The organism is Nocardia bhagyanarayanae, assembly GCF_006716565.1.
GTDB classification, from domain to species: domain Bacteria; phylum Actinomycetota; class Actinomycetes; order Mycobacteriales; family Mycobacteriaceae; genus Nocardia; species Nocardia bhagyanarayanae.
Genome location: NZ_VFPG01000001.1, coordinates 314,191 through 333,725, shown reverse-complemented (window position 1 = coordinate 333,725; position 19,535 = coordinate 314,191). Strand labels below are relative to the sequence as shown.

Sequence of the window (19,535 nt, the reverse complement as noted above, 5' to 3'; positions counted from 1 at the left end):
ACCATGCCTTCAAAACCCACCACGCGCTGGCAGGTGAGCGGTTACCGCTTCCTGGTCCGCCGGATGGAGCACGCGCTCGTGCGCCGGGATGTGCGAATGCTGCACGATCCGATGCGCTCCCAATCCCGCGCCTTCGCGGCAGGTCTGGTCCTGGCCTGCGTGGTACTCGCCGGTTGCGGCATCCTCGCGCTGCTCCGCCCGCAGGACAAGATCGGCCAGAACGTGCTGCTGATCGGCAAGGAGTCCGGCGGCGTCTACGTGCAGATCGACGGTGTCGTGCATCCGGCGCTGAACCTGGCCTCGGCGCGCCTCGCGTCCGGTGAATCGGGCAAGGCCGTCATCGTCAAGGAGTCCGAGCTCGGCAAGAAGCCGCGCGGCCAGCTGATCGGAATCCCCGGCGCGCCAGCGGCTTTGCGCTACGACAAGGACGGCAAGGGCCGGACCTGGACGGTCTGCGACGTCATGAAGGTCGACGGCTCCAAGGATTTCACCACCACCGTGCTCGCCGGCGACCTGGAACTGGGCGACAAGGCCTCGGTGCTGCCCGCCGACCGCGCGCTGCTCGTGAAGGTGAAGGAGCAGGCGTATCTGGTCTACAACAAGACGCGCGCCCGCGTTGACATGAACGACCGCAGGGTGACCGACGCGCTCGGCATCACCGGCGCGACACCGCGACCGGTCAGCGAGGGGCTGCTCAACGCGATTCCCGAAGTGCCGCAGATCGTTCCGCCGAAGATCAACGATCCCGGTGCGCGCGTGAGCTATCAGGTCGGCGACCGGCGGGTCGGCGATGTGGTGCAGGTGTCCTCCGATCCCGACCAGAATTACGTGGTGCTGCACGAAGGTCTGCAGGCGGTCTCGGAGGTGACCGCGGAAATCATCCGCGCCACGTACCGGTCGACGCCGGGTGCTTCCTGGATCGATCCGACCGACAAGACCAGCGCGAACATCGCCACCGTGCTCGCCGTCGACACCTATCCGACGATTGTGCCCACGATCGTCGATGCCAAGGATCAGCCCATCAGCTGCTTGTCCTGGAAGCCGAACCCGGCCGCCAAGGACGGCGGTATGCAGGCCGAGCTGTCGGTGATCACCGGTGTCGCGCTGCCGATGCCCGACAAGGCCAAGGCGGTGCCACTGGCGCAGGCCGACGGCACGGGGCCGAACGCGGACTCGGTGTACGTCCCGCCGGGCACCGGCGCGTTCGTGCAGACCACCGGCATCGAACCCGACAGCAGGCGTAAGGATTCCCTCTTCTACGTCGCCGACACGGGCGTGCGCTACGGCGTCAAGAACGCCGACGCGCAGAAGGCGCTCGGTCTGGACGCCGAGGCCGGGGTGAAGCCCGAGCCCGCACCGTGGCCCATCGTCGGTCTGCTCGCGAACGGCCCCACGCTCGGGCGCGAAGAGGCGATGGTCGCGCACGACGGTGTCGCGCCCGATCCGTCACCGGCTTCGAAGCCGGTCGGCAATCAACAGAAGTAGTCGGGAGGCAGGTCAGCGCCGCTCGGCGTCGGCTTCGCTCGGCGCGGTGCCTTCGCGCAGCGAGGCGACTTCGCTTCGCAGCGCGCGGACTTCGTCGAGCAGGACGGAGATCTCCCGATCGGTGCGCTCGGCGCTGACCTCCACCGCCTTCAATTGATCGATCACCCAGCTGGTCGTGGTGCCGATCGCGAAACTGATCAGCCCGATGCCGAAGGTCATCAGGACCAAGGAGATCAAGCGACCCTCGGTGGTCACCGGATAGACGTCGCCGTAGCCGACGGTGGTCACCGAGACCGCCGACCACCACAGCGCGTCACCGAAATCGGTGATCTTGCTATCGGGTGCGCCGTACTCGGCGTCGAAGAAGGCCAGGCTGCACAGCAGCAGGATCAGCGCCGAGCTGGCGCCGACGAACACCGAGAGCCGGGCCCGCGTGACGGTGCTGCGGTTCAACGTGTCCAACAGCAGCAGCGCCGCCCGCAACAGCCGCAGCGGCCGGAACGGCGGCAGCACCACGATCAGCAGCTCCAGCGGATGTCGCCGCAGGAACCGCCACCGGTCGGTCGACAGCCACAGCCGCACCGCGAAGTCCGCGGCGAACAGCGTCCAGATCAGGATGTCGACGCCGGTCAGCCAGGAATCCAGCCGCGGCGAAGCCCCGGTGTCGAGCACATGCCACGCGTACACGCCGAGGAACGTCACCGCCAACGCCATCATCGGAACGTTGGTCGCGCGCTCCCACGTCTGCCTGCGGGTCACGATCGAGGTCTGGTCGGTCATCGGGTACTACCTGTTGCTCTGCGGTGCGGGGCGGCGAGTCGCCCGTCGATTGCGGCTGAGGCTACAGGTCGACCCGGCTCGGGCGGCACGGCTACGGCAACGCGACGAGCCGAACTTCGCCCGGGCTGGCGGCCGCGAACTACACTTGGTCGCCTGATGGTGCTCGCGCCCGGTCACCGCTCCATCGCCCAGAGCCAGGTTGTCGCAGATCAAGGCGGGTCCGGGGAACGAGCGCAGCGTTGCCGCCGCACTGGCGCCGCCCGCGTGATCCGGCCCGGCCGGAACGAAGGCGACGGGTGCGCCCGAACCGCTCTCGCCAGCCGAAGGGCCGACAGGATGCGCCGACAGATTCTGTTGATGTGCAGCGCCGAGAACGGACTGACCGTGCGCGCGGCCCTCGCCCTGCGGCACCGCGGATATCTCGTGCGCACCGCGGTCGTGGAGACGGAATCCGACATGGATCTCGCCGCCGCCTCGGGCGCCGACATGATCGTCTGCACCTACCTGACCCGCCGCATCCCGCGCCGGATCTGCGCGGGCGCCGTCCCGGTGGTGGTCGTCCACCCGGGCCCGATCGGCGACCGGGGACCGTCGTCACTGGACTGGGCCATCACCGACCGCGAGCCGTACTGGGGTGTCGCCGTGCTTTCCGCCGTCGAGGATCTGGACGCGGGCCCGGTGTGGGCTTGGCGCACCTTCCCGTTCGACACGCGCTGCCGCAAGAGCACCCTGTACGGCACCGTGGTCGCCGACGCCGCGATCGAGTGCGTCCTCGCGGCGGTGAGCCGCGCGCTCGACACCGATTTCGTTCCGTTCGATCAGGCGGAGGTGCCTCGAGCGTTTCCGCACGCGCGAAGCCGTTCGGCCATGCGCCAGGCCGACCGCGCGTTCGACTGGTCGGACGACGCCGAGGCGATCGCGCACCGCGTCCGTGCCGCGGACGGCGCACCCGGCGTGCTGTCCGTTCTCGCGGACCGGCCCGTCTACCTCTACGACGCCAAGCCGGGACGGCGCGGTCCGATAGACGCCGAGCCGGGGACGATGGTCGGCCGCCGCGACCACGCGATCGAAATCGCCTGCGGCTCGGGCACAATCTGGGTCGGGCACCTCCGTGCCGCGGGCGCGGCCGAGTCGAAATGCAAAGGGCCCGCGCTCGGCGTGCTCGCCCGAACCGGCATCCGGCCCGCGACCATTCCGGTCACGACGGACCCGGCGCTCCCCGGCGATATCCACTACCGCGCCGACGGCCCGGTCGGTGTGATCACCATCGACCCGTACAACGGCGCGCTGACCACCGGACAGTGCCACCGCCTGGCCGCCGCGATCGAGTTCGCCGCCGCACGGGACACCAAGGTCCTGGTGCTTCGCGGCGGCGTCGGTCCGTTCTTCTCGACCGGAATCCATTTGGGCGCCATCGAATTCGCCGCCGACGCCGCCGCGGAGGGCTGGGCGAACATCCGCGCGATGAACTCCGTCTGCCGTGCGCTACTGCTGTGCGCGGACCAACTCACCGTCGCGGCGATCACCGGCAACGCCGGCGCGGGCGGCGTGATGCTCGCCCTCGCGGCCGATGTCGTCGTCGCGCGCGAAAGCGCCACGATAAATGCGCATTACAAGTCGTTGGGCCTGAGCGGCTCGGAATTCCACACCCTCACCCTGCCTCGGCGCGTCGGGTCCGATGCCGCCGAACGACTGCTGAACGACGCACAACCGATCGACACCGCCACCGCGCTGAGCCTGGGACTGTTGGACGAAATCGGCCATATCGGCCGCGGTTTCGACGACTGGCTCGACGACCTCGCCCGCTCCTACGCGGAACCGTCGGCGTGGACGCGAATCATGGCGGCGAAACGAACCCGCCTCGCGGACGACGGCGAGTGCGCGCTGATCGATGCCCACGAGCGCCGGGAACTGGCCTGTATGCGCACCGACCTCAACGGCGTGGACTTCCACACGCGACGACGGGCCTTCCTCGACAAGCGAATTCGCGCCGCCCGAACCGCATAGCGCCGACCGCCTCGGGCATTCGCGCGCCCGAGGCGGTCGGCGTCACATGTCGTCCGAGGTGACGCCGAAGCGGCGGCGGATCGGGAACGACGCGAGGTAGCCCAGGATCAACGCGGTCGCGATGATGCCGGTGCCGATCAGCGCGACGTTGCGCGCGGTGTTGTCCGGTGGCGGCGGCGGTGCGGGCACGGCGAGCTGCTCGCTGCGCGGCGGTGTCGGCCGCTTCGGCGGCAGCTTGTCGGGCACCGCGTTGGTCAGCGCGGCGATCGGGTCGACCGCGCCGTAGCCGACGTACTGGTTCCAGCCCTCGGCGGGCGCGTGCGCGGTGGCCTGGATGCGCCGAATGACCTCGCGCGCACTCATTTCCGGGAACCGGGCCCGCACCAGCGCGACGACGCCGGAGACCAGCGGCGTGGCGAAGCTGGTGCCGCTGATCGGGTTCTGCTGTCCGCGCTGATCGACCGCGCCGATCGCGGTGCCGTCGCCGCGCGGGTTGAGCGAGACCATGTTCTCGCCGGTCGCGGCCACGCTCAGCCAGGGGCCGGGCACGGTGAACTTGGACGGGGCGCCGTTCTGGTCGATCGAGCCGACCGAGAGGGCGTAGTCGTCCCAGCGCGCCGGGCTGACGTTGACCGTGACATTGCTCCACGGATCGGACGTCGGGTCGAGCGGGTCGATCACCTTGTTCACCGGCTTGCACTGCTCGGTGTCGTTGTTGCCCGCCGCGGCGACCACGACGACGTTGCTGTCGAGCGCGTACTGCAACGCCGCGCCGATCGCGCCGTCGACGTCGTTGGACGAGCCGCACCAAACCTCGGAGATGTTGATGACCGTCGCGCCCATGTCCACCGCGCGCACGATCGCCGACGCCATGGTGGCGAGGGTGCCGTAGCCGTCGGGCAGGTCGTCGGGTCCCTTGTTCCGGGAAGCGCCTTCGCGCTGATACATCTTGCTGGTCTGGCGGATGGAGATGATGCGCGCCTCGGGAGCGACACCGGCGAAGCCTTGGCCCTCGACCTGCGAGGCGGCGATCAGCCCGGCGACGAAAGTGCCGTGGCCGTCGCAGTCCTCGGTCCCGTCACCACCCGCGGCGACGAAATCGCCGCCCGCCTCCAGGCCGGGCAGCCGCGGATGCCGCGCGACTCCGGTGTCGATGACCGCGACGACTTGACCCGCGCCCTTCGAGAACTGCCAAGCGCTCTCGAGATCGAGCGCGCGTTGCGCCGCGGGGATGGTCGGCCCGTCGCCGCCGGTCACGATGTCGGCGCAGTTCGAGTTGGGCGGGCGTTCGGTCTTCTCGGGCGGCGCGGCGGGATCGCCCGCGGGCCGCAGCGCCGGATTCACCGCGGGCGGCCGATCGGCCTGCGCGACACCGTGTCCGGAGCCGACGCCGAACGATGCCGAAAGCCCGAGCGTCACCGCGACGGCGGCAACGCGCAAGTGCGCGTTCACAGCCCGCGGACGAGAGAGTAGAGCGAGGCCACCCAGAACACGAGCGGCAGCACCGCCGCGACGAACGCGTACTCCAGCAGCTCCACGCCCCGGCGCATCGGCGGCGTCGCCGACTGGTTCGGGACGATGATGCCCAGGATCAGCGCGGCCACCAGGATCAGCATCGCCGCGCCGAAGACGGCGAGCGGCATATCCATCGCGAAACTCGCCCCCACCAACATGATCAGCACGATCGACGCGCCACCGGCGATCAGCACGACCGCCTGCTCGGCGCCCGCGTAGGTGCGGCTGCGGAACATCAGCACCGCCGCGCAGACCAGCGCGAGCGCGATGCCCTGCCAGTACGGGTCGTCGGACTCCGGATCGGTGGCGGCGAGCGCGCCCGCGACGGTGACCAGCGTGGTCGCCGAGACCAGACCGGCGAGGTACATGCGGGCCCGTTCCGACTTCACCCGCAGCGCCTCCATGGTCGGCAGCGCGCGGTGATCGTCGGGGTCGTCCTCGGTCGGGTCGATCGGCGTGCCCGGCGAAGGCACCGGCGGCAGCGGCAGTTTGGCCAGCAGCATCGAGATCCGCGGCGACAGTGAGAGACCCGCGAGGCCGAGCGCCGCGGCCACCGCGCCGATCGCCTTCAGCGGCTGATCGGTGAGCAGCCCGACCAGAGCGGCGGGCACCGCGTACACCGCGAGCGCGGCCGCGCCGATGAACAGCGCGAGACCAACGCCGGTGACGCGCCACGCCAGGATCGCGGTGGCCCCCAGCAACACCGATCCGAGCAGGATGTGCGCCCAGCCGTAATGATCCGGTACATAGAGCATCCCGGCCGCGAGCGCGGGCGGCAGGGCGCAGCCGCCCAGAACCAGCGCGGTCGCGGTGTCGCCGTACATCCGGCTCAGCACCATGCCCGCGACGACGAGCAGAATGGCCACGGCCAGCGCGATCGAACCGCTGACCCACTCCGGTAGCTCCTCCGGCGCGAGCAACAGGCCGAGGCAACCGACGATCATCGTGATCGCGGCCAGAATGGAGCCGGTGAGCCGCGCGGTCTTCGGCGTCCAGCTGCGGTAGTGGTCGGTGTCCGCGATCGCGACGTTGTACATGATGTCGTCGAAGAGCGGTGTGGGCGCGGTGTGCGAGGCGCTTTCCAACATGAGGAGTTCGCCGTCGCGCACGCCGTGCTCGCCGAGGCTGAGCGAGTTGGAGAACGGCGGATGACCGATTCTGGCCAGCACCCACTCGGCGGGCTCGAAACGCTCGCCTTCGTTGTCGAAATCGTTGGTGCGGCTGTGCTGAGCGACCATGTCGACGACGCTCGGGATCACCAGCGCGACCGGCACGTCGACCGGGATCGCCATGTCCACCTGGGTGTGCTTCGCCAGGATCGTGACCCGAGCCAGGTCCGGCGCACGGACGATACCGCGCGAGGAGTCTTCGTCGATGTGGTCAAGTCGCGCGTGCGTCAAACTTCCCCCAACCTGGTGTTCTACCTCGATTTTCCGCTGACCCGTCGCGCTGGGGGGCGAGCTTGCGACCCTGGCGTCGGGGCAGCAGAATGCAGGTCGAACTGTACGACATGTCGGCGGTGGCCTCTACACTGAGCCCGAAGTCGCAGCATGTGAAGAGGGGGAATTCTTGAGCACCGTCCGGTTCCAGCGCCGTGCTCGCCGGGAGATGCCGCGTACACCGGGCGGCGAGGTCACTTTGCAGCCGCCGCCCGAAATCCCCAGGGTGACACCGGGCAATCTGCTGATGAAGCTGATGCCCGTCGTGATGATCATCGGCATGGTCGGCATGATGGCGCTGCTGTTCACGCAGGGCGGGGGCATCGCGTCGAACCCGATGAGCATGATGTTCCCGATCATGATGCTGTTCTCTATGGTCGGCATGTTCGCGGGCCAGGGCGGCGGTAAGGGACAGAAGGCGGCCGAGGCGAACGAGGACCGCAAGGACTACCTGCGCTACCTCGACCAAGTGCGCAAGGACGTCGACGAGACCGCCAAACAGCAACGCGCGTCGGTGGAGTGGAGCCACCCGGAGCCCGGCCTGATCTGGATGCTCGCGGGCACCAGCCGCATGTGGGAGCGCCGCGCGGGGGACAAGGACTTCTGCCACGCCCGGATCGGCATCGGCGGGCAGCGCCTCGCCACCCGGCTGGTCGCGCCCGAGACCGGCCCGGTCGAGGAGCTGGAACCGATCGCGGCGGTGTCGCTGCGCCGCTTCGTGCGCGCCCACTCGACGGTGCCGGATCTGCCGACCGCGATCGCGGTGAAGGGCTTCGCGACCATCGCGCTGGACGGCGACCGGAACGAGGCCCGCGACATGGTGCGGGCGATGTTGTTGCAGCTGTGCATGTTCCAGGGACCGGACCAGGTGCTCGTCGCCGTGGTGTGCGGGCCGGACACCGCGCGCGAGTGGGAGTGGACCAAGTGGCTCCCGCACACCCAGCATCCCGACGCCCAGGACGGCATCGGCACCCAGCGCATGTTCTACGGCTCGATCCGGGAGGCCACCGCGAGCCTGCACCCGCTGCTGGCCAACCGCGTCCGCTACTCGCGTAACCAGCCCGCGAACGCCGGTCTGGTGCAGGTCGTCATCGTGGTCGACGGCGGCCTGCTGGAAGCCGAGGACGACCAGCTGCGCGAATCCGGCTACGAGGGCGTCACCATCATCGATCTCTGCGGATACGCACCGCGCCTTGCGGTTTCGCGCGGCATCAAGATGGTCGTCGAGAACGGCGAGTGCGTCGGCCGCGGCGCCACCGGCAATCAGGAGCGGTTCGCGCTCATCGACCGGATCAGCGCGCACCAGGCACAACAGGCCGCGCGCAGGCTCGCGCCCTACCGCGCGGCCACCCAGCGCAGCAGCGACGTGGAGACCGAGGACTCCGAGGTCATCTCGACCTGGGCGCAGCTGATGAGCCTCGGCGACATCGGTTCGTTCAATCCCGAGAGCGCCTGGCGTCCGCGCTATGGCCGTGAGCGACTTCGGGTTCCGTTCGGCGTCGACGCCGCGGGCCTGCCGATCGAGCTGGACATCAAGGAAGCCGCCGAGAACGGCATGGGCCCGCACGGTCTGTGCATCGGCGCCACCGGTTCCGGTAAGTCCGAGTTCCTGCGCACCCTGGTGCTCAGCCTGTTGGCCACCCACTCGCCGGACCAGCTGAACCTGGTGCTCGTCGACTTCAAGGGTGGTGCGACCTTCCTGGGTCTGGAGGGCGTGCCGCACGTCGCTGCCGTCATCACCAACCTCGAGGAAGAGGCCGACCTCGTCGACCGTATGAAGGACGCGCTGGCCGGTGAGATGAACCGCCGCCAGGAAGTGCTGCGCCAAGCGGGCAACTTCGCCAACGTCTCCGAATACGAGAAGGCGCGCGCGGCGGGCGCCGACCTCGACCCGCTGCCCGCGCTGTTCGTGGTGCTCGACGAGTTCTCCGAACTGCTCACCCAGCACCCGGATTTCGCCGAACTGTTCGTGATGATCGGCCGGCTCGGCCGCTCGCTGCACGTGCACCTGCTGCTGGCCTCGCAGCGCCTCGAAGAGGGCAAGCTGAAGGGCCTGGAGAGCCACCTGTCCTACCGGATCGGTCTGAAGACGTTCTCCGCCAACGAATCTCGCCAGGTGCTCGGCGTGCCCGACGCCTACAACCTGCCCAACACCCCCGGTGGCGGTTACCTCAAGTCCGACTCGGGCGAGATCCAGCGCTTCCAGGCGTCCTACGTCTCCGGCCCGTACGTCGGCGGCGGCTCCCAGCGCGAGGTCACCCAGGCCGGTGTCGCGGGTGGCGAGATCGACGTGAAGGCACGGCCTTTCACCGCCCACCACGTGGACTTCCGCGCCATCGACCGGGTCCCGCTGCCCACCCAGGCCAGCCACGAGCCGGAGGAGCACCGCACCGAAGAGGGCGAGCAGATCTCGAACCTCAACATGCTCGTCTCCCGCATCCGCGGGCACGGCCGCCCTGCGCACGAGATCTGGCTGCCGCCGCTGGACGAGGCGCCGACGCTGGACCAGCTCATCCCGCGCTCGATCCTCACCGGCGAATACTCGGCCATCGCGACGCTGCGCGCGCCGATCGGCATCGTCGACCGCCCGTACGACCAGCGCCGCGATCCCTTGGTCGTGGACCTGTCCGGTTCGCGAGGCAACGTCGCGGTGGTCGGCGGTCCGCAGTCCGGCAAGTCCACCGCGTTGCGCACCATGATCATGGCGATGTCGATGACGCACACCGCCGAGCAGGTGCAGTTCTACTGCCTCGATTTCGGTGGCGGTACCTTGGCCAGCCTGGAGGGGCTGCCGCACGTCGGTTCGGTGGCGAGCCGTTTGGACGAGGACAAGGTCCGGCGCACCATCGCCGAGATGACCACCATCGTCCGCCAGCGCGAGGCTCGCTTCCGTCAGCTCGGCATCGAGTCGATGGCGGAGTTCCGCCGCCTGCGTTCGATGGATCCGTCCAGCAGCCCCGCCGCCGCAGGCGCGCACGATGACCCGTTCGGCGACGTCTTCCTGGTGATCGACGGCTTCGGCTCGATCCGCCAGGACTTCGATCCGCTCGAGCAGCCGATCATGAACCTTGCGGTGCAGGGTCTTTCGTACGGCGTGCACGTCGTCATAGCGCTGGCCCGCTGGGCCGAGGCTCGTCCCGCGCTCAAGGACCAGATCGGCACCCGCATCGAGCTGCGGCTCGGTGACCCGATGGACTCCGATCTCGGCCGCAAGTTCGCCGCACTGGTTCCGATGGGCCGCCCCGGTCGCGGTATGACCCCGGACTGCCTGCACATGCTGACCGGTCTGCCGCGCATCGACGGCAGCTCCGACCCGACCATGCTCGGCCAGGCCGTCGCCGATGCCGTGGCGACCATCGCGCGCCTGACCCCCGGTCGGCACGCGCCCGCCGCGCGCATGCTGCCCGAGGTGCTGCCGCGCGAACAGCTGTTGCAGCTCGCCGGGAACTGGCCGTCGCAGCTCAACTCGGGCGTCAAGAACGTGCGCATTCCGCTCGGCATCAACGAATCCGAGCTCGCGCCGGTCTACCTCGACTTCAACGAGAGCCCGCACTTCATCGTCATCGGTGACAGCGAGTCGGGTAAGACGACGCTGCTGCGCTCGATCATCGAGGGCATCGCCGCCGCCAACTCGCCGAACGAGGCCCGCTTCATCCTCGGCGACTACCGGCGCACCATGCTCGGCCTGGTGCCCGACGGCTACCTTGCCGGATACGGTTCCACCGCACCGCAGTTCACGCAGAACATGAACGACCTGGCCGCCTACGTCGCCCAGCGCACACCCGGCCCGGACGTCACCCCGCAGCAGCTGCGCGAAAGGTCCTGGTGGAACGGACCGGAGCTGTACGTCATCGTCGACGACTACGACTTGGTCGCCACCTCCATGGGCAACCCGGTCTCGGCCCTCGTCGAGCACCTGCCGCACGCGCGCGATCTCGGCTTCCACCTCATCGTCGCCCGCCGCGCGGGTGGCGCAAGCCGGGCCATGTACGAGGCCACCATGGCCCGGATGAAGGACCTCGGATCGGCGGGCCTGATCATGAGCTGCCCGAAGGACGAGGGCGTGCTGATGGGCACGGTGCGGCCGAGTCCGCTGCCGCCGGGCCGCGGTACGTACATCACCCGTAACGCCCAGGAACTGATCCAGCTGGCATGGATGCCGGCGGCCGAGTGATGTCGAGGGTCGACCTCGTCCTGACGGACACCCGCATCTGGGCGCGCGGCCCCGCCACGCACTGGGACGCGCCGCCTTCGATCGTATTGGGCAGCAACGGGAACCTGGTCGTCGGCGAGTCGTTGAACCCGCCGACCCAGGTCAGCTCCGCCGTGCAGTTCGTGCCCGCCGAGCGGATCGCGCTGCTGCCGCGGGTGCCCGCTGTGCCGGAAGCCTTGACCGCGGTCTTCGGCACGGCGCTGGAGAACCTCGGCGTCGGCGTCCCGTGCGAGCGCATCACCCTCGTCTGCCCGACCGAATGGGGCGGCCGCCGCCGCGCCGTGCTGGACGCCGCCGCGCGCCGGTTCGCGCACGACGTCGTATTCGAGGAGATCGCCGCGCGCGCGGTCACCGTCGACGACGGCACCGCCCGCAGCCGCCGCACCGTCGTCCTGGAATTCGGCGCCATCACCACCACCGCCACCGCGGTGACCCGCAGCCACCTCGGCGTCCAGGTCGAAGCTTGCGAGCACGAACCGAATCTCGCGCTCGCCGACCTCGGCGCCGATCAGCGCGCCCTCGACACGCTGACCGGCCTGATCGCCCGTCTCCTCGACGGCCGCCCGGCGGATGTCGTTCAGGCCGTGGGCGTTTCCGATCCCGTCAAGCTGGACCTCATCGCCGCCGCGGTGCAACAGTCCTGCGGCCCCGACGCCGAACTCCGCCCCATCTCCGGCGGCGAACTCGTCCGCGGCGCACACCAGGAACCGGAGTACCGCCCCGAAGCGGCCCCGGCGCTGCCCACCAACGAATGGCTCCAGCCGCTGCGCGAACGCGCCGCCGCCCAGGCCCCCGACCGCCCCGTCGCCAAGTACGTCCTCGCGGGCGTCGCCGTGATCGCGGTGATCGCCGCGGTCGTCGGCGGTGTCGTCGTCGCGGGCGGTTCCGACGAGACCACGACCGCGGCCCCGACGTCAACCACGGCGGCCGCTGCGACCACCACCCCCGCTCCCGTCCCTCCGCCGCACCCGACGGGCGCACAGGAAACCGTGGGCCGCATCCGTTTCAAGGTGCCGGACGGCTGGCGACTCGCTCCGCCCTCCGGCCAGAACGGCGGCCGCGTCGACCTGTCTCCCCAAGACGGCGCCCGCTACCGCATGACCCTCGTCCAAACCCCGGTCGCCCCCAACGCCGGCTACGAACAGATCGCCGCCAACCTCGAAGCCCAGATGAAGACGAAGCCGTCCATCGGCGACCTCCGCCGCGACGTCGTCTTCGGCGGGCGCTCCGGCCTCTCCTACGTGGAACGGCCCGAAGGTTCCACAGTGCAGTGGCATGTACTGGTGGAGCACGGGATTCAAGTCAGCATCGGCTGCCAATACGTGGGGAACACGTGGAATGGTTTCGAGCCGACGTGCGAGAATTTCGCGTCGTCGGTTCATGTGATTCCGTGAGCGGGGGAGCCCGACTCGCGTCCGTATCATCACATAGGCTCGCGGTGATGTGCGGCCGATAACTTCGCCCGGCCAATTTTGTCCGTTTCGCACAAACTAATTCGGGCCCCCAGCACGAATGCTGGGGGCCCGAATGCTTGGAGTCGAACGAATCCGAACTCAGAAGAGGTTCGCGAGCGCAGAGTCGGTGCCCTGCAGCTCGGAGTTACCGGAGCTGACGAGCTGACCCGCTCCGACCAGCGTGGTGTTCAGCTGGTCAACGTTCTGCTGCCAGGTCCGCTGCATCTGAGCGAACGCTTCGTTCGTCGCACCCTTCCAGTTGGTGGTGACGAACTCTTCGATCTTCTTGTGGAACTGCACCAGCTCGTCGCGAATGCCCTCGGCACGCTTGATGATCTGGCGGGCACCGTCCTCGACGCCGCCGAAATTAGCGGAGATTTGCTGCGACATAATTCAGGCTCCTTTGTTTCCGAGTGTCGGCGGATTAGACCGCGGGCAGGTCCAGGCTGGAAACCTGAGCCTGAACCTTCTGAGCGAAGTCGGTGTCCTGATCGGCGAACGACGAACCCGCCTTGATGAGCTTCTCCGAAGTCTCCATCAGCTTGTCGTTCAGCTTGTCGGCCTGGAAGTAGTAACGCTCCATGAAGGCGTTGAACGCGTCACGGGCCTGGCCCTTCCAGTTGGCGCCGTTGGTGACGGCGTCCTCGTCGGCCTTCAGCGTCCGGATGGCCTGCATCAGGTTGCTGTGCTGCTCCTGGAACTCCTTCGCCTTCTGGGCGATCAGCTCGGGGCTAGCATCGAGATTGCCTGCTTCCGCCATTGCGGCTCCTCCTGTGTGTGTACTTGGTCAACGTTGCAGGTGCCCAGCTGACCTGTTCATCTGATTGGACGCGCCCCGGGTCCGATCGGTTCCCACCCTGTGCAAAGAATTTTGGTGGATCTTTCCCGCGCGTCATCACGCGTCATCGACTGGCCGCACCGTGGACGGAGGGCCTTTGATGAGATCCCCCCGGACATCTCGGACCGCGGTGCCGTCACGTCGGTCGCCGCCAGCGCTCTGCTCCCCTCCTTCCCCCTGCTCGGTACCACCTGAACCGGCGAGTGGGCTGGCTGGGATCACCCTACCCAATGGGTTCTGATAGCGCTAGGAGGCTCGGGGTCCGGAACGCCGAAACATCGCTTCTCCGACCGGGTGTGGCGCGGCCGGATGACCAGCGAAGATCGTTCAGCCGGTGACGGTCTTCGCGAGGATCGGAACCATCTTGTCGACGAGGACCGAGGGGGACTGGTCGGTCCACACCTGGAAGGCCTGGACCGTCGTGAGGTCGTCGACGACGACGATCTTCGCCCTGCTGTTCATGATTGCGCTCGGGAGCCCGCGGAGTCCGCCGTTGCCTGCTTCGCTGTCCGTGCGCAGCACGATGACCACGTCGGAATCGATGTCGGTCGAGTAGCCGGACACCGACAATGGGCGCGGAGACTTCTCGTCCCCTACCGCCCTGTATTTGTCGCTGTAACGGAAGCCGATGTCCTGCAGGAATTTCGCCTGCGAACTGGGGTTCAGCGTGGCGGAAAGGGTGGCGTCCCCGTAGTTGAATGCGATCACGGATTTACCACTGAATTGGGGATTGTCCTGGCGAACCGCGGCGAGCTTGTCGCCGCTCGCGCCCGCGTCGGGCCTGGTGAGGAAGAAGGTGCCAGCCGCGACGGCGATGGCCGCCACCAAGGCGACGATTCCGGGCACGAGGATCTTGCGAAGGCGGGAACCGCCCGGCTGGTGGCCATTCCGCGCGGTCGCCACCGTGCTCTGATCCGTCGCGTCCGGGCCCGGTCCGAAAGGCGCCAACGGCGCGCGCGGTTCGGTCGGATACGACGGCATCGCAGGCGCGGTGTAGGCGCGTGGATCCGTGCCGTGCGCCGGGTGTGGCGCGGTGTAGGCGCGCGGGTCTGTGCTGTGCGTCGAATGTGGCGCCGTGTAAGCGTGCGGGTCCGTGACATGCGCGGACCCGGGTGCTCGGAACTGCGGAGCGCCGAAGAGGGCCGCCTCGGCGTCTTGGACGAACTCGCGGCAAGTCGCGTAGCGGTGCGCCGGATCCTTGGCCAGCACCTTCTCGATGACACCGTCGAGCGCGGGCGGAAGACCGGGACGGGCGGCGCTGAGTTTCGGCGGGGCCTCGTGGAGATGTCCCATCATGACCACGGCGGGCATGGTCGACGGGTACGGATTCTGCCCGGTGAGCAGTCGGTAGAACGCGCAGCCGAGGCTGTAGATGTCGGAGCGGTGATCCAGCCTGTCGCCGACGAGCTGCTCGGGCGAGGCATAGGCGACGGTGGCCATGAAATTGCCTGTCGCGGTGAGGTCTTGGCCGTCCTCGGCGGATTTGGCCACGCCGAAGTCGGTCAGCAAGACCCGCTCCTCATCGCCCTCGTCGGCGGCGGAAAGCAGGAAATTGGCAGGCTTGACGTCGCGGTGCAACAGTCCGCGTCGATGCGCGTAATCGAGGCCCTTGCCGACTTCGGAGATGATGCGCAGCGCCCGCTGCGGTGTCATGACCGAGGGCCCCTTCTTCGCCTCTTCGGCCGCATCGGTCCCATCGACATACTGCATGGCGATCCAGAGCTGGCCGTTCTCCTCGCCACGGTTGTAGACGGCGACGATGTTGGGATGGTCCAGCCCGGCAGCCAGATTCGCTTCTCGTTCGAATCGGGCGCGGAATTCGTCGTCGGTGGAGAGCTCGGCGCTCAGTACCTTCAGCGCGTCACGGCGGGGCAGAATGGGGTTCTGCGCCAGGTAGACGGTGCCCATGCCGCCGGCGCCGAGGGTTTGAATAACCCGGTACCCACCCACGACTGCGCCGGGCCGCAACGCCATTCGTTCCTCCTCCAGAATGCCGAACGCCCGGATACACGAGCCTTCCGCAGAAATCTAGCAAGCATGGTGCTGGTCTTCGACCCCGTCACGACCCTGATGGCGCTGTAGCGACGATGTACGGCCGCAGACCGGTCCGGCCGATGACGCCGGTTTCAGGCGGCACGCGTTCAGTTGTGAGTCAGCAGGGCGTATTGCGCGGAGATCTTCTGATGCAGGTCTTGCAGTTGTTTGCCGTGGGCCTGCACCGTGTACCGGTCGACTTGGAGCACACAGATGTTGGTGCCGGTCAGGCTCGACCCCCCTTCGGGAATATCCGAGTAGCACTCGACTCGATCACCCACTCCGGTGGGCGATGCGACCAGCGTCTCGCCCGCTTCCAGACGCTTCGAGGGCTGCCAGTCCGCCCACAGCGCATCGGCGCCCTTGCGGGTGCGGCTGCGGAACACCACACTGTCGCCGAAGGACGCGAGATCCACCTCGGCGGTTCTCAGCCGATCGAGGAAGCCCGTGCCGCCATCGACGAGCGTGAGCGTGCCCCGCCCGGTGTAGACACCGTCGGGTTCGGCGCGTTGCGGCTTCTCGGGATCGCTCGGCAGTGTCCGGCCGAGTAGCCCTTCCGGGTCCAGCGGAATTCGCGACAGTTCGGCGGCGGGTGTCGGCTCGAACTGCGACAGCAGTGGGATCTGGACATCCAGCATTCGCTCGACATGGCCGACGAGCGAGGGAAGATCGGGCGCCTGCGTGTTGTCCTCGACCTTGATGAAGACGACGTACCGGTCGTGCACGGTCCAGGAACCGATCGAGGACACAGTGGGACGCCAGTGTGCCGTGGTGCCCGGATGTTTCGTGATCTGGACGGGCTCGTTGTCCGGGTTGTATGTGAAGTCGTCGTGTTCGAGCGCCGGGCCCACCGCCTTGGCCGTGTTCGCGTCCGGGAACATGAGCACCGCGATGTTCATGGTGCGGCGCGGTGCCTCGGGCGCCCCGCCCGTGGACCAGGAATTGACCCAGCCCGCGACGAGATCCTTGGCGACGTCGTCGAACGTGTCGTTGATGACGAGCGTCCCCAGCGCTTTCCGGTTGAGCACGATGTGCGGCCGAATGAACCAGGCGTCGGTGACATAGGCCGGATCGGCCTCGAAAGGGAGCGCGACGTAATCGGCCAGTCGCTGCGCCTCCCGGGCTCGTGCCTGTCGCTCGTTCTTGGCGTTGCCGATGGTTTTGGGCTCGGTCTGGTAGTTGCCGACGTCGAGTTTCGACAGATCGGCCTGTACGCGAGTAGGCGTGCCGGACACCTGGGAACCACAGGCGCCGATGCCGACGGCAAGGGCTCCGCAGGTCAGCATGGCTACCGCGGCTCGACGAATCGTTGGTGCGCGCATCCCGACCTACCCCTCGTTGGCCAAAATCTTGTACTGCGCGGCGACGCGCTGGTAAACGTGCTGTGGATTGTCCCCGCTCACTTCGGCGACATAGCGGTCATAGGCGAAATAGCACTGGGGCGGGTACCGGCTCTCGGAGTCCTTCGGATTCCGGCGGTCGAAACATTGGACACCCGGCATGTTGGGCGGGCCGTCCATCGCCTTGTACTTGTCGCCTTCCTGGCCGATGAGAGCGGCTATCAATCGTTCGCTACTCGCGAAATCGCGGGTGCGATAAAGGCTGCTTCCGGAGACCCCGATCAGATCTACCCCCGCGTCGGCGTAGGCCGCCTTGGCGAGATTGGGATAGAACGAGGCGTGCAGCCATGCCTGCCTGGTGAGCACCATCGAGGGATCGGTGTCCGCGGTGAACTGGCTCTTGTCTTCCAGCGGCAGCGTGCGCCGCAGCATCCCGTCGACGTCGATGGGAAGAGAGTCGAGCTGATCCAGCGGCGTCGGGGTGTAGTTCTTCAACCCGTCGAGCATTTTGGTGAACGCGCGCTGCGCCAGCTCGGCGAGCGGCGCCGGGTCCGCGGGCTCGCTGACCGGATCCTCGATTCGCACGATCAGCAGCAGAGTGTCCTGGGCCAGCACGGTTTCCAGGCGTCGCTTGTCTCGTGACCACTTTGCACGGGTGTTCGCAAGCCCCGGGATGGAAACTGGTTCACCGGGCGCGTTCTCGTCCAGCTTGTCCGCGATACGGCCGGCGGCCGCTCGCGCTCGGTCGGCGCTCTCGAACCGCAGCGTATGCATATCGAGTGCACGGCCGAGACCGATACCTTCGCGACGCTGTCCGCGCGTGTACCAACCCGCGACGAATCCCGGTGCCAAGCTGTTGAACTCGGCGGGCTTGTTCGCGCCCTGGATATCTGGGACCCGGAAATCGGGCGTGAGGCGCCGGTCGACGTAGATCGTCGTCTTGAATGCGAATTTGCCGTCGATATCCGCTGCCAGCGGCACCGCGGCGCCGATACGCGCCGCCTCGAGCAGTTTTCCGCGCTTGTCGTTCCGCAGCGCTTCGGTGTCACGAGGAGTTGTCGGATAATTGCCCGAATCGAGCTGCGCGACGTCGTATTTGGGCGTGCCGGCCGATTCGTCGTCGGTGCCGCAGCTGACAGAGGCGACGAGCGCGGCGACGAGGACGCACAGTACTCGGCGAATTCTCATGGCGCACTCACTCACTCTTCGCAAGGATCGCGTACTGAGCGGCGGCCCGCTGGTACAGCGGCGTCGCGGATCTCGACGTGATCGGAATCCGGGTGACGACCACGGCGACATATCGTCCGTACACCACCCCGCACAGCGCGTCGAACAGCCGGACGGCGTCCGAACTGTCGAGGCGAAGGCACCGTGCGTCTGGAAGGCCCGGCGGTGGCGGGAGTTCCTCGTCGTCCCTGCCCGCTTCGAGCAGCACCGTTTGCAGCCGGAAGGCGGCCTGCAGGTCGCGAGTTCGGTAGACGACGCCGCCGCGGCGTCCGACCAAGTCGACACCGCTCTCGTCGAACGCCTTCCGCACTTTCGCGGGATTCCGTTCGAAATGCAGTTCTCCCGAGGGCTCGAAGGCGCCGAAGTCGAGATCGCCGGTGAAGGGGTCGCTGTAGTCCGGCGCTTCCGGGAGTGCCCGGCGCATGATGTTCTCCGGATCGGCGGGGATATCGAGAATGTCGTCCAAGGGGATGGACTTCAGTTGGTCAAGACGCGCGACTTGCAGGGTGATGGTGCGGCGGATGACATCCGCCAGTGCGCTCTGATTCGGCTGCGGTACGCCCGCGTTGACGACGATGACGTACGGACCGTGGGCGACGAACGAAATCCCGGTGATGTCGTCGGCGGACGAGGTGAGCGCACCTGGGTGACCGTCGATCGGCACCGGATGCCGTCCCGGATCCGAGTTCGTGATCTGATCGAACTCGACGGCCGCCTTCTTGCTCGCCGCCTCGGTCGGGAACCGCAGGGCCGAGATGATCAGTTTCTTCCGGCTTCGCAGATCGCCGTTGATGCGGGAAACATAGGCCCCCGCGACCAGATTGTTGTCCAGCGCTGCGGGTTTGTACTTCTCCGGGAAGGTGTTCGACTGGACGAACCAATCCGCGTTCCAGAAGAACTCGATGTCGCCGAGCACGTCGATATCGGGGTCGATCTCATAGGAGTGCACGACGTAATTGAGCATCCGGCGAGCCTCGATGGTCCGGATGTCGTTGACACCGGAGATATCCGGCTCGTACTCGGTGGGCTCGGGTTTGTACGGCCCGGTCTTCAGATCGGCGACGTTCACCGGCGTCATGCCCGGCCCTGGATTGCCCGCGACGGTGGACGAACAGCCGACGCACACGAGCGCCGCTGCCGTCAGCATGGCGACCAGACCACCTCGAAATCTCATGCTTCCCCCTCACGGCGGATGCCCGCGCG

General features: G+C 67.9%; 13 protein-coding genes. 4 read left to right on the top strand and 9 right to left on the bottom strand.

Going from position 1 to position 19,535, the window contains the following annotated elements; translation table 11 throughout:
• The first annotated feature begins 3 nt into the window (after window positions 1–3).
• A complete protein-coding gene (gene eccB, locus FB390_RS01400; RefSeq protein WP_141807324.1) occupies window positions 4–1,485 on the top strand; it encodes a type VII secretion protein EccB in 1,482 nt (493 codons plus the stop codon).
• A 12-nt stretch (window positions 1,486–1,497) separates the two neighbouring features.
• On the opposite strand, the gene FB390_RS01395 is transcribed toward eccB, so the two are convergent.
• Window positions 1,498–2,265: a potassium channel family protein gene (locus tag FB390_RS01395; protein WP_141807323.1), complete on the bottom strand. Its 768-nt coding sequence runs from the start codon at window positions 2,263–2,265 to the stop codon at window positions 1,498–1,500.
• A 357-nt stretch (window positions 2,266–2,622) separates the two neighbouring features.
• On the opposite strand from FB390_RS01395, the gene FB390_RS01390 reads away from it, so the two are divergent.
• The gene (locus tag FB390_RS01390; RefSeq protein WP_185756911.1) at window positions 2,623–4,272 is read left to right on the top strand and encodes an enoyl-CoA hydratase-related protein; all 1,650 of its coding nucleotides are present in this window, start codon (window positions 2,623–2,625) and stop codon (window positions 4,270–4,272) included.
• A 42-nt stretch (window positions 4,273–4,314) separates the two neighbouring features.
• Here FB390_RS01390 and mycP read toward each other — a convergent pair whose 3' ends face one another.
• Both mycP and eccD read right to left on the bottom strand, forming a co-directional pair.
• A complete protein-coding gene (gene mycP, locus FB390_RS01385; RefSeq protein ID WP_246123802.1) occupies window positions 4,315–5,724 on the bottom strand; it encodes a type VII secretion-associated serine protease mycosin in 1,410 nt (469 codons plus the stop codon).
• On the bottom strand, window positions 5,721–7,187 hold the full coding sequence (eccD, locus tag FB390_RS01380; RefSeq protein WP_141807321.1) for a type VII secretion integral membrane protein EccD: 1,467 nt from the start codon (window positions 7,185–7,187) through the stop codon (window positions 5,721–5,723). Before eccD ends, mycP begins: the two co-directional genes overlap by 4 nt.
• A gap of 169 nt (window positions 7,188–7,356) precedes the next feature.
• On the opposite strand from eccD, the gene eccCa reads away from it, so the two are divergent.
• Both eccCa and FB390_RS01370 read left to right on the top strand, forming a co-directional pair.
• The gene (gene eccCa / locus FB390_RS01375) at window positions 7,357–11,400 is read left to right on the top strand and encodes a type VII secretion protein EccCa (protein WP_141807320.1); all 4,044 of its coding nucleotides are present in this window, start codon (window positions 7,357–7,359) and stop codon (window positions 11,398–11,400) included.
• Window positions 11,400–12,833, top strand: coding sequence for a type VII secretion-associated protein (locus FB390_RS01370; RefSeq protein WP_141807319.1), 1,434 nt, complete (start codon window positions 11,400–11,402; stop codon window positions 12,831–12,833). Before eccCa ends, FB390_RS01370 begins: the two co-directional genes overlap by 1 nt.
• 159 nt (window positions 12,834–12,992) lie before the next feature.
• Here the strand turns inward: FB390_RS01370 and FB390_RS01365 are convergent, their stop codons facing one another.
• From FB390_RS01365 to FB390_RS01340, 6 genes are all read right to left on the bottom strand, one after another.
• Window positions 12,993–13,283 (bottom strand): WXG100 family type VII secretion target, encoded by a 291-nt coding sequence (locus FB390_RS01365; RefSeq protein ID WP_141807318.1) that lies wholly within the window; start codon window positions 13,281–13,283, stop codon window positions 12,993–12,995.
• 34 nt (window positions 13,284–13,317) lie between these two features.
• Window positions 13,318–13,653, bottom strand: coding sequence for a WXG100 family type VII secretion target (locus FB390_RS01360; RefSeq protein WP_141807317.1), 336 nt, complete (start codon window positions 13,651–13,653; stop codon window positions 13,318–13,320).
• Window positions 13,654–14,058: 405 nt separating this feature from the next.
• Entirely contained in the window at window positions 14,059–15,705 is a 1,647-nt protein-coding gene (locus tag FB390_RS01355; protein ID WP_141807316.1) for a serine/threonine-protein kinase, read from the bottom strand.
• Window positions 15,706–15,872: 167 nt separating this feature from the next.
• Window positions 15,873–17,087: a DUF7373 family lipoprotein gene (locus FB390_RS01350; protein ID WP_141807315.1), complete on the bottom strand. Its 1,215-nt coding sequence runs from the start codon at window positions 17,085–17,087 to the stop codon at window positions 15,873–15,875.
• 6 nt (window positions 17,088–17,093) lie between these two features.
• Window positions 17,094–18,308, bottom strand: a complete 1,215-nt coding sequence (locus FB390_RS01345; protein ID WP_141807314.1) for a DUF7373 family lipoprotein — start codon at window positions 18,306–18,308, stop codon at window positions 17,094–17,096.
• On the bottom strand, window positions 18,301–19,506 hold the full coding sequence (locus FB390_RS01340) for a DUF7373 family lipoprotein (protein ID WP_141807313.1): 1,206 nt from the start codon (window positions 19,504–19,506) through the stop codon (window positions 18,301–18,303). The genes FB390_RS01345 and FB390_RS01340 overlap by 8 nt, the downstream gene beginning before the upstream one ends.
• Window positions 19,507–19,535 lie beyond the last annotated feature (29 nt).

Coding starts and splice junctions, on each gene's coding strand:
- FB390_RS01350 (WP_141807315.1), bottom strand. CDS start 17,087: ATGCGCGCACCAACGATTCGTCGAGCCGCGGTAGCCATGCTGACCTGC.
- FB390_RS01390 (WP_185756911.1), top strand. CDS start 2,623: ATGTGCAGCGCCGAGAACGGACTGACCGTGCGCGCGGCCCTCGCCCTG.
- FB390_RS01360 (WP_141807317.1), bottom strand. CDS start 13,653: ATGGCGGAAGCAGGCAATCTCGATGCTAGCCCCGAGCTGATCGCCCAG.
- FB390_RS01355 (WP_141807316.1), bottom strand. CDS start 15,705: ATGGCGTTGCGGCCCGGCGCAGTCGTGGGTGGGTACCGGGTTATTCAA.
- FB390_RS01370 (WP_141807319.1), top strand. CDS start 11,400: ATGTCGAGGGTCGACCTCGTCCTGACGGACACCCGCATCTGGGCGCGC.
- eccB (WP_141807324.1), top strand. CDS start 4: ATGCCTTCAAAACCCACCACGCGCTGGCAGGTGAGCGGTTACCGCTTC.
- FB390_RS01365 (WP_141807318.1), bottom strand. CDS start 13,283: ATGTCGCAGCAAATCTCCGCTAATTTCGGCGGCGTCGAGGACGGTGCC.
- FB390_RS01340 (WP_141807313.1), bottom strand. CDS start 19,506: ATGAGATTTCGAGGTGGTCTGGTCGCCATGCTGACGGCAGCGGCGCTC.
- FB390_RS01395 (WP_141807323.1), bottom strand. CDS start 2,265: ATGACCGACCAGACCTCGATCGTGACCCGCAGGCAGACGTGGGAGCGC.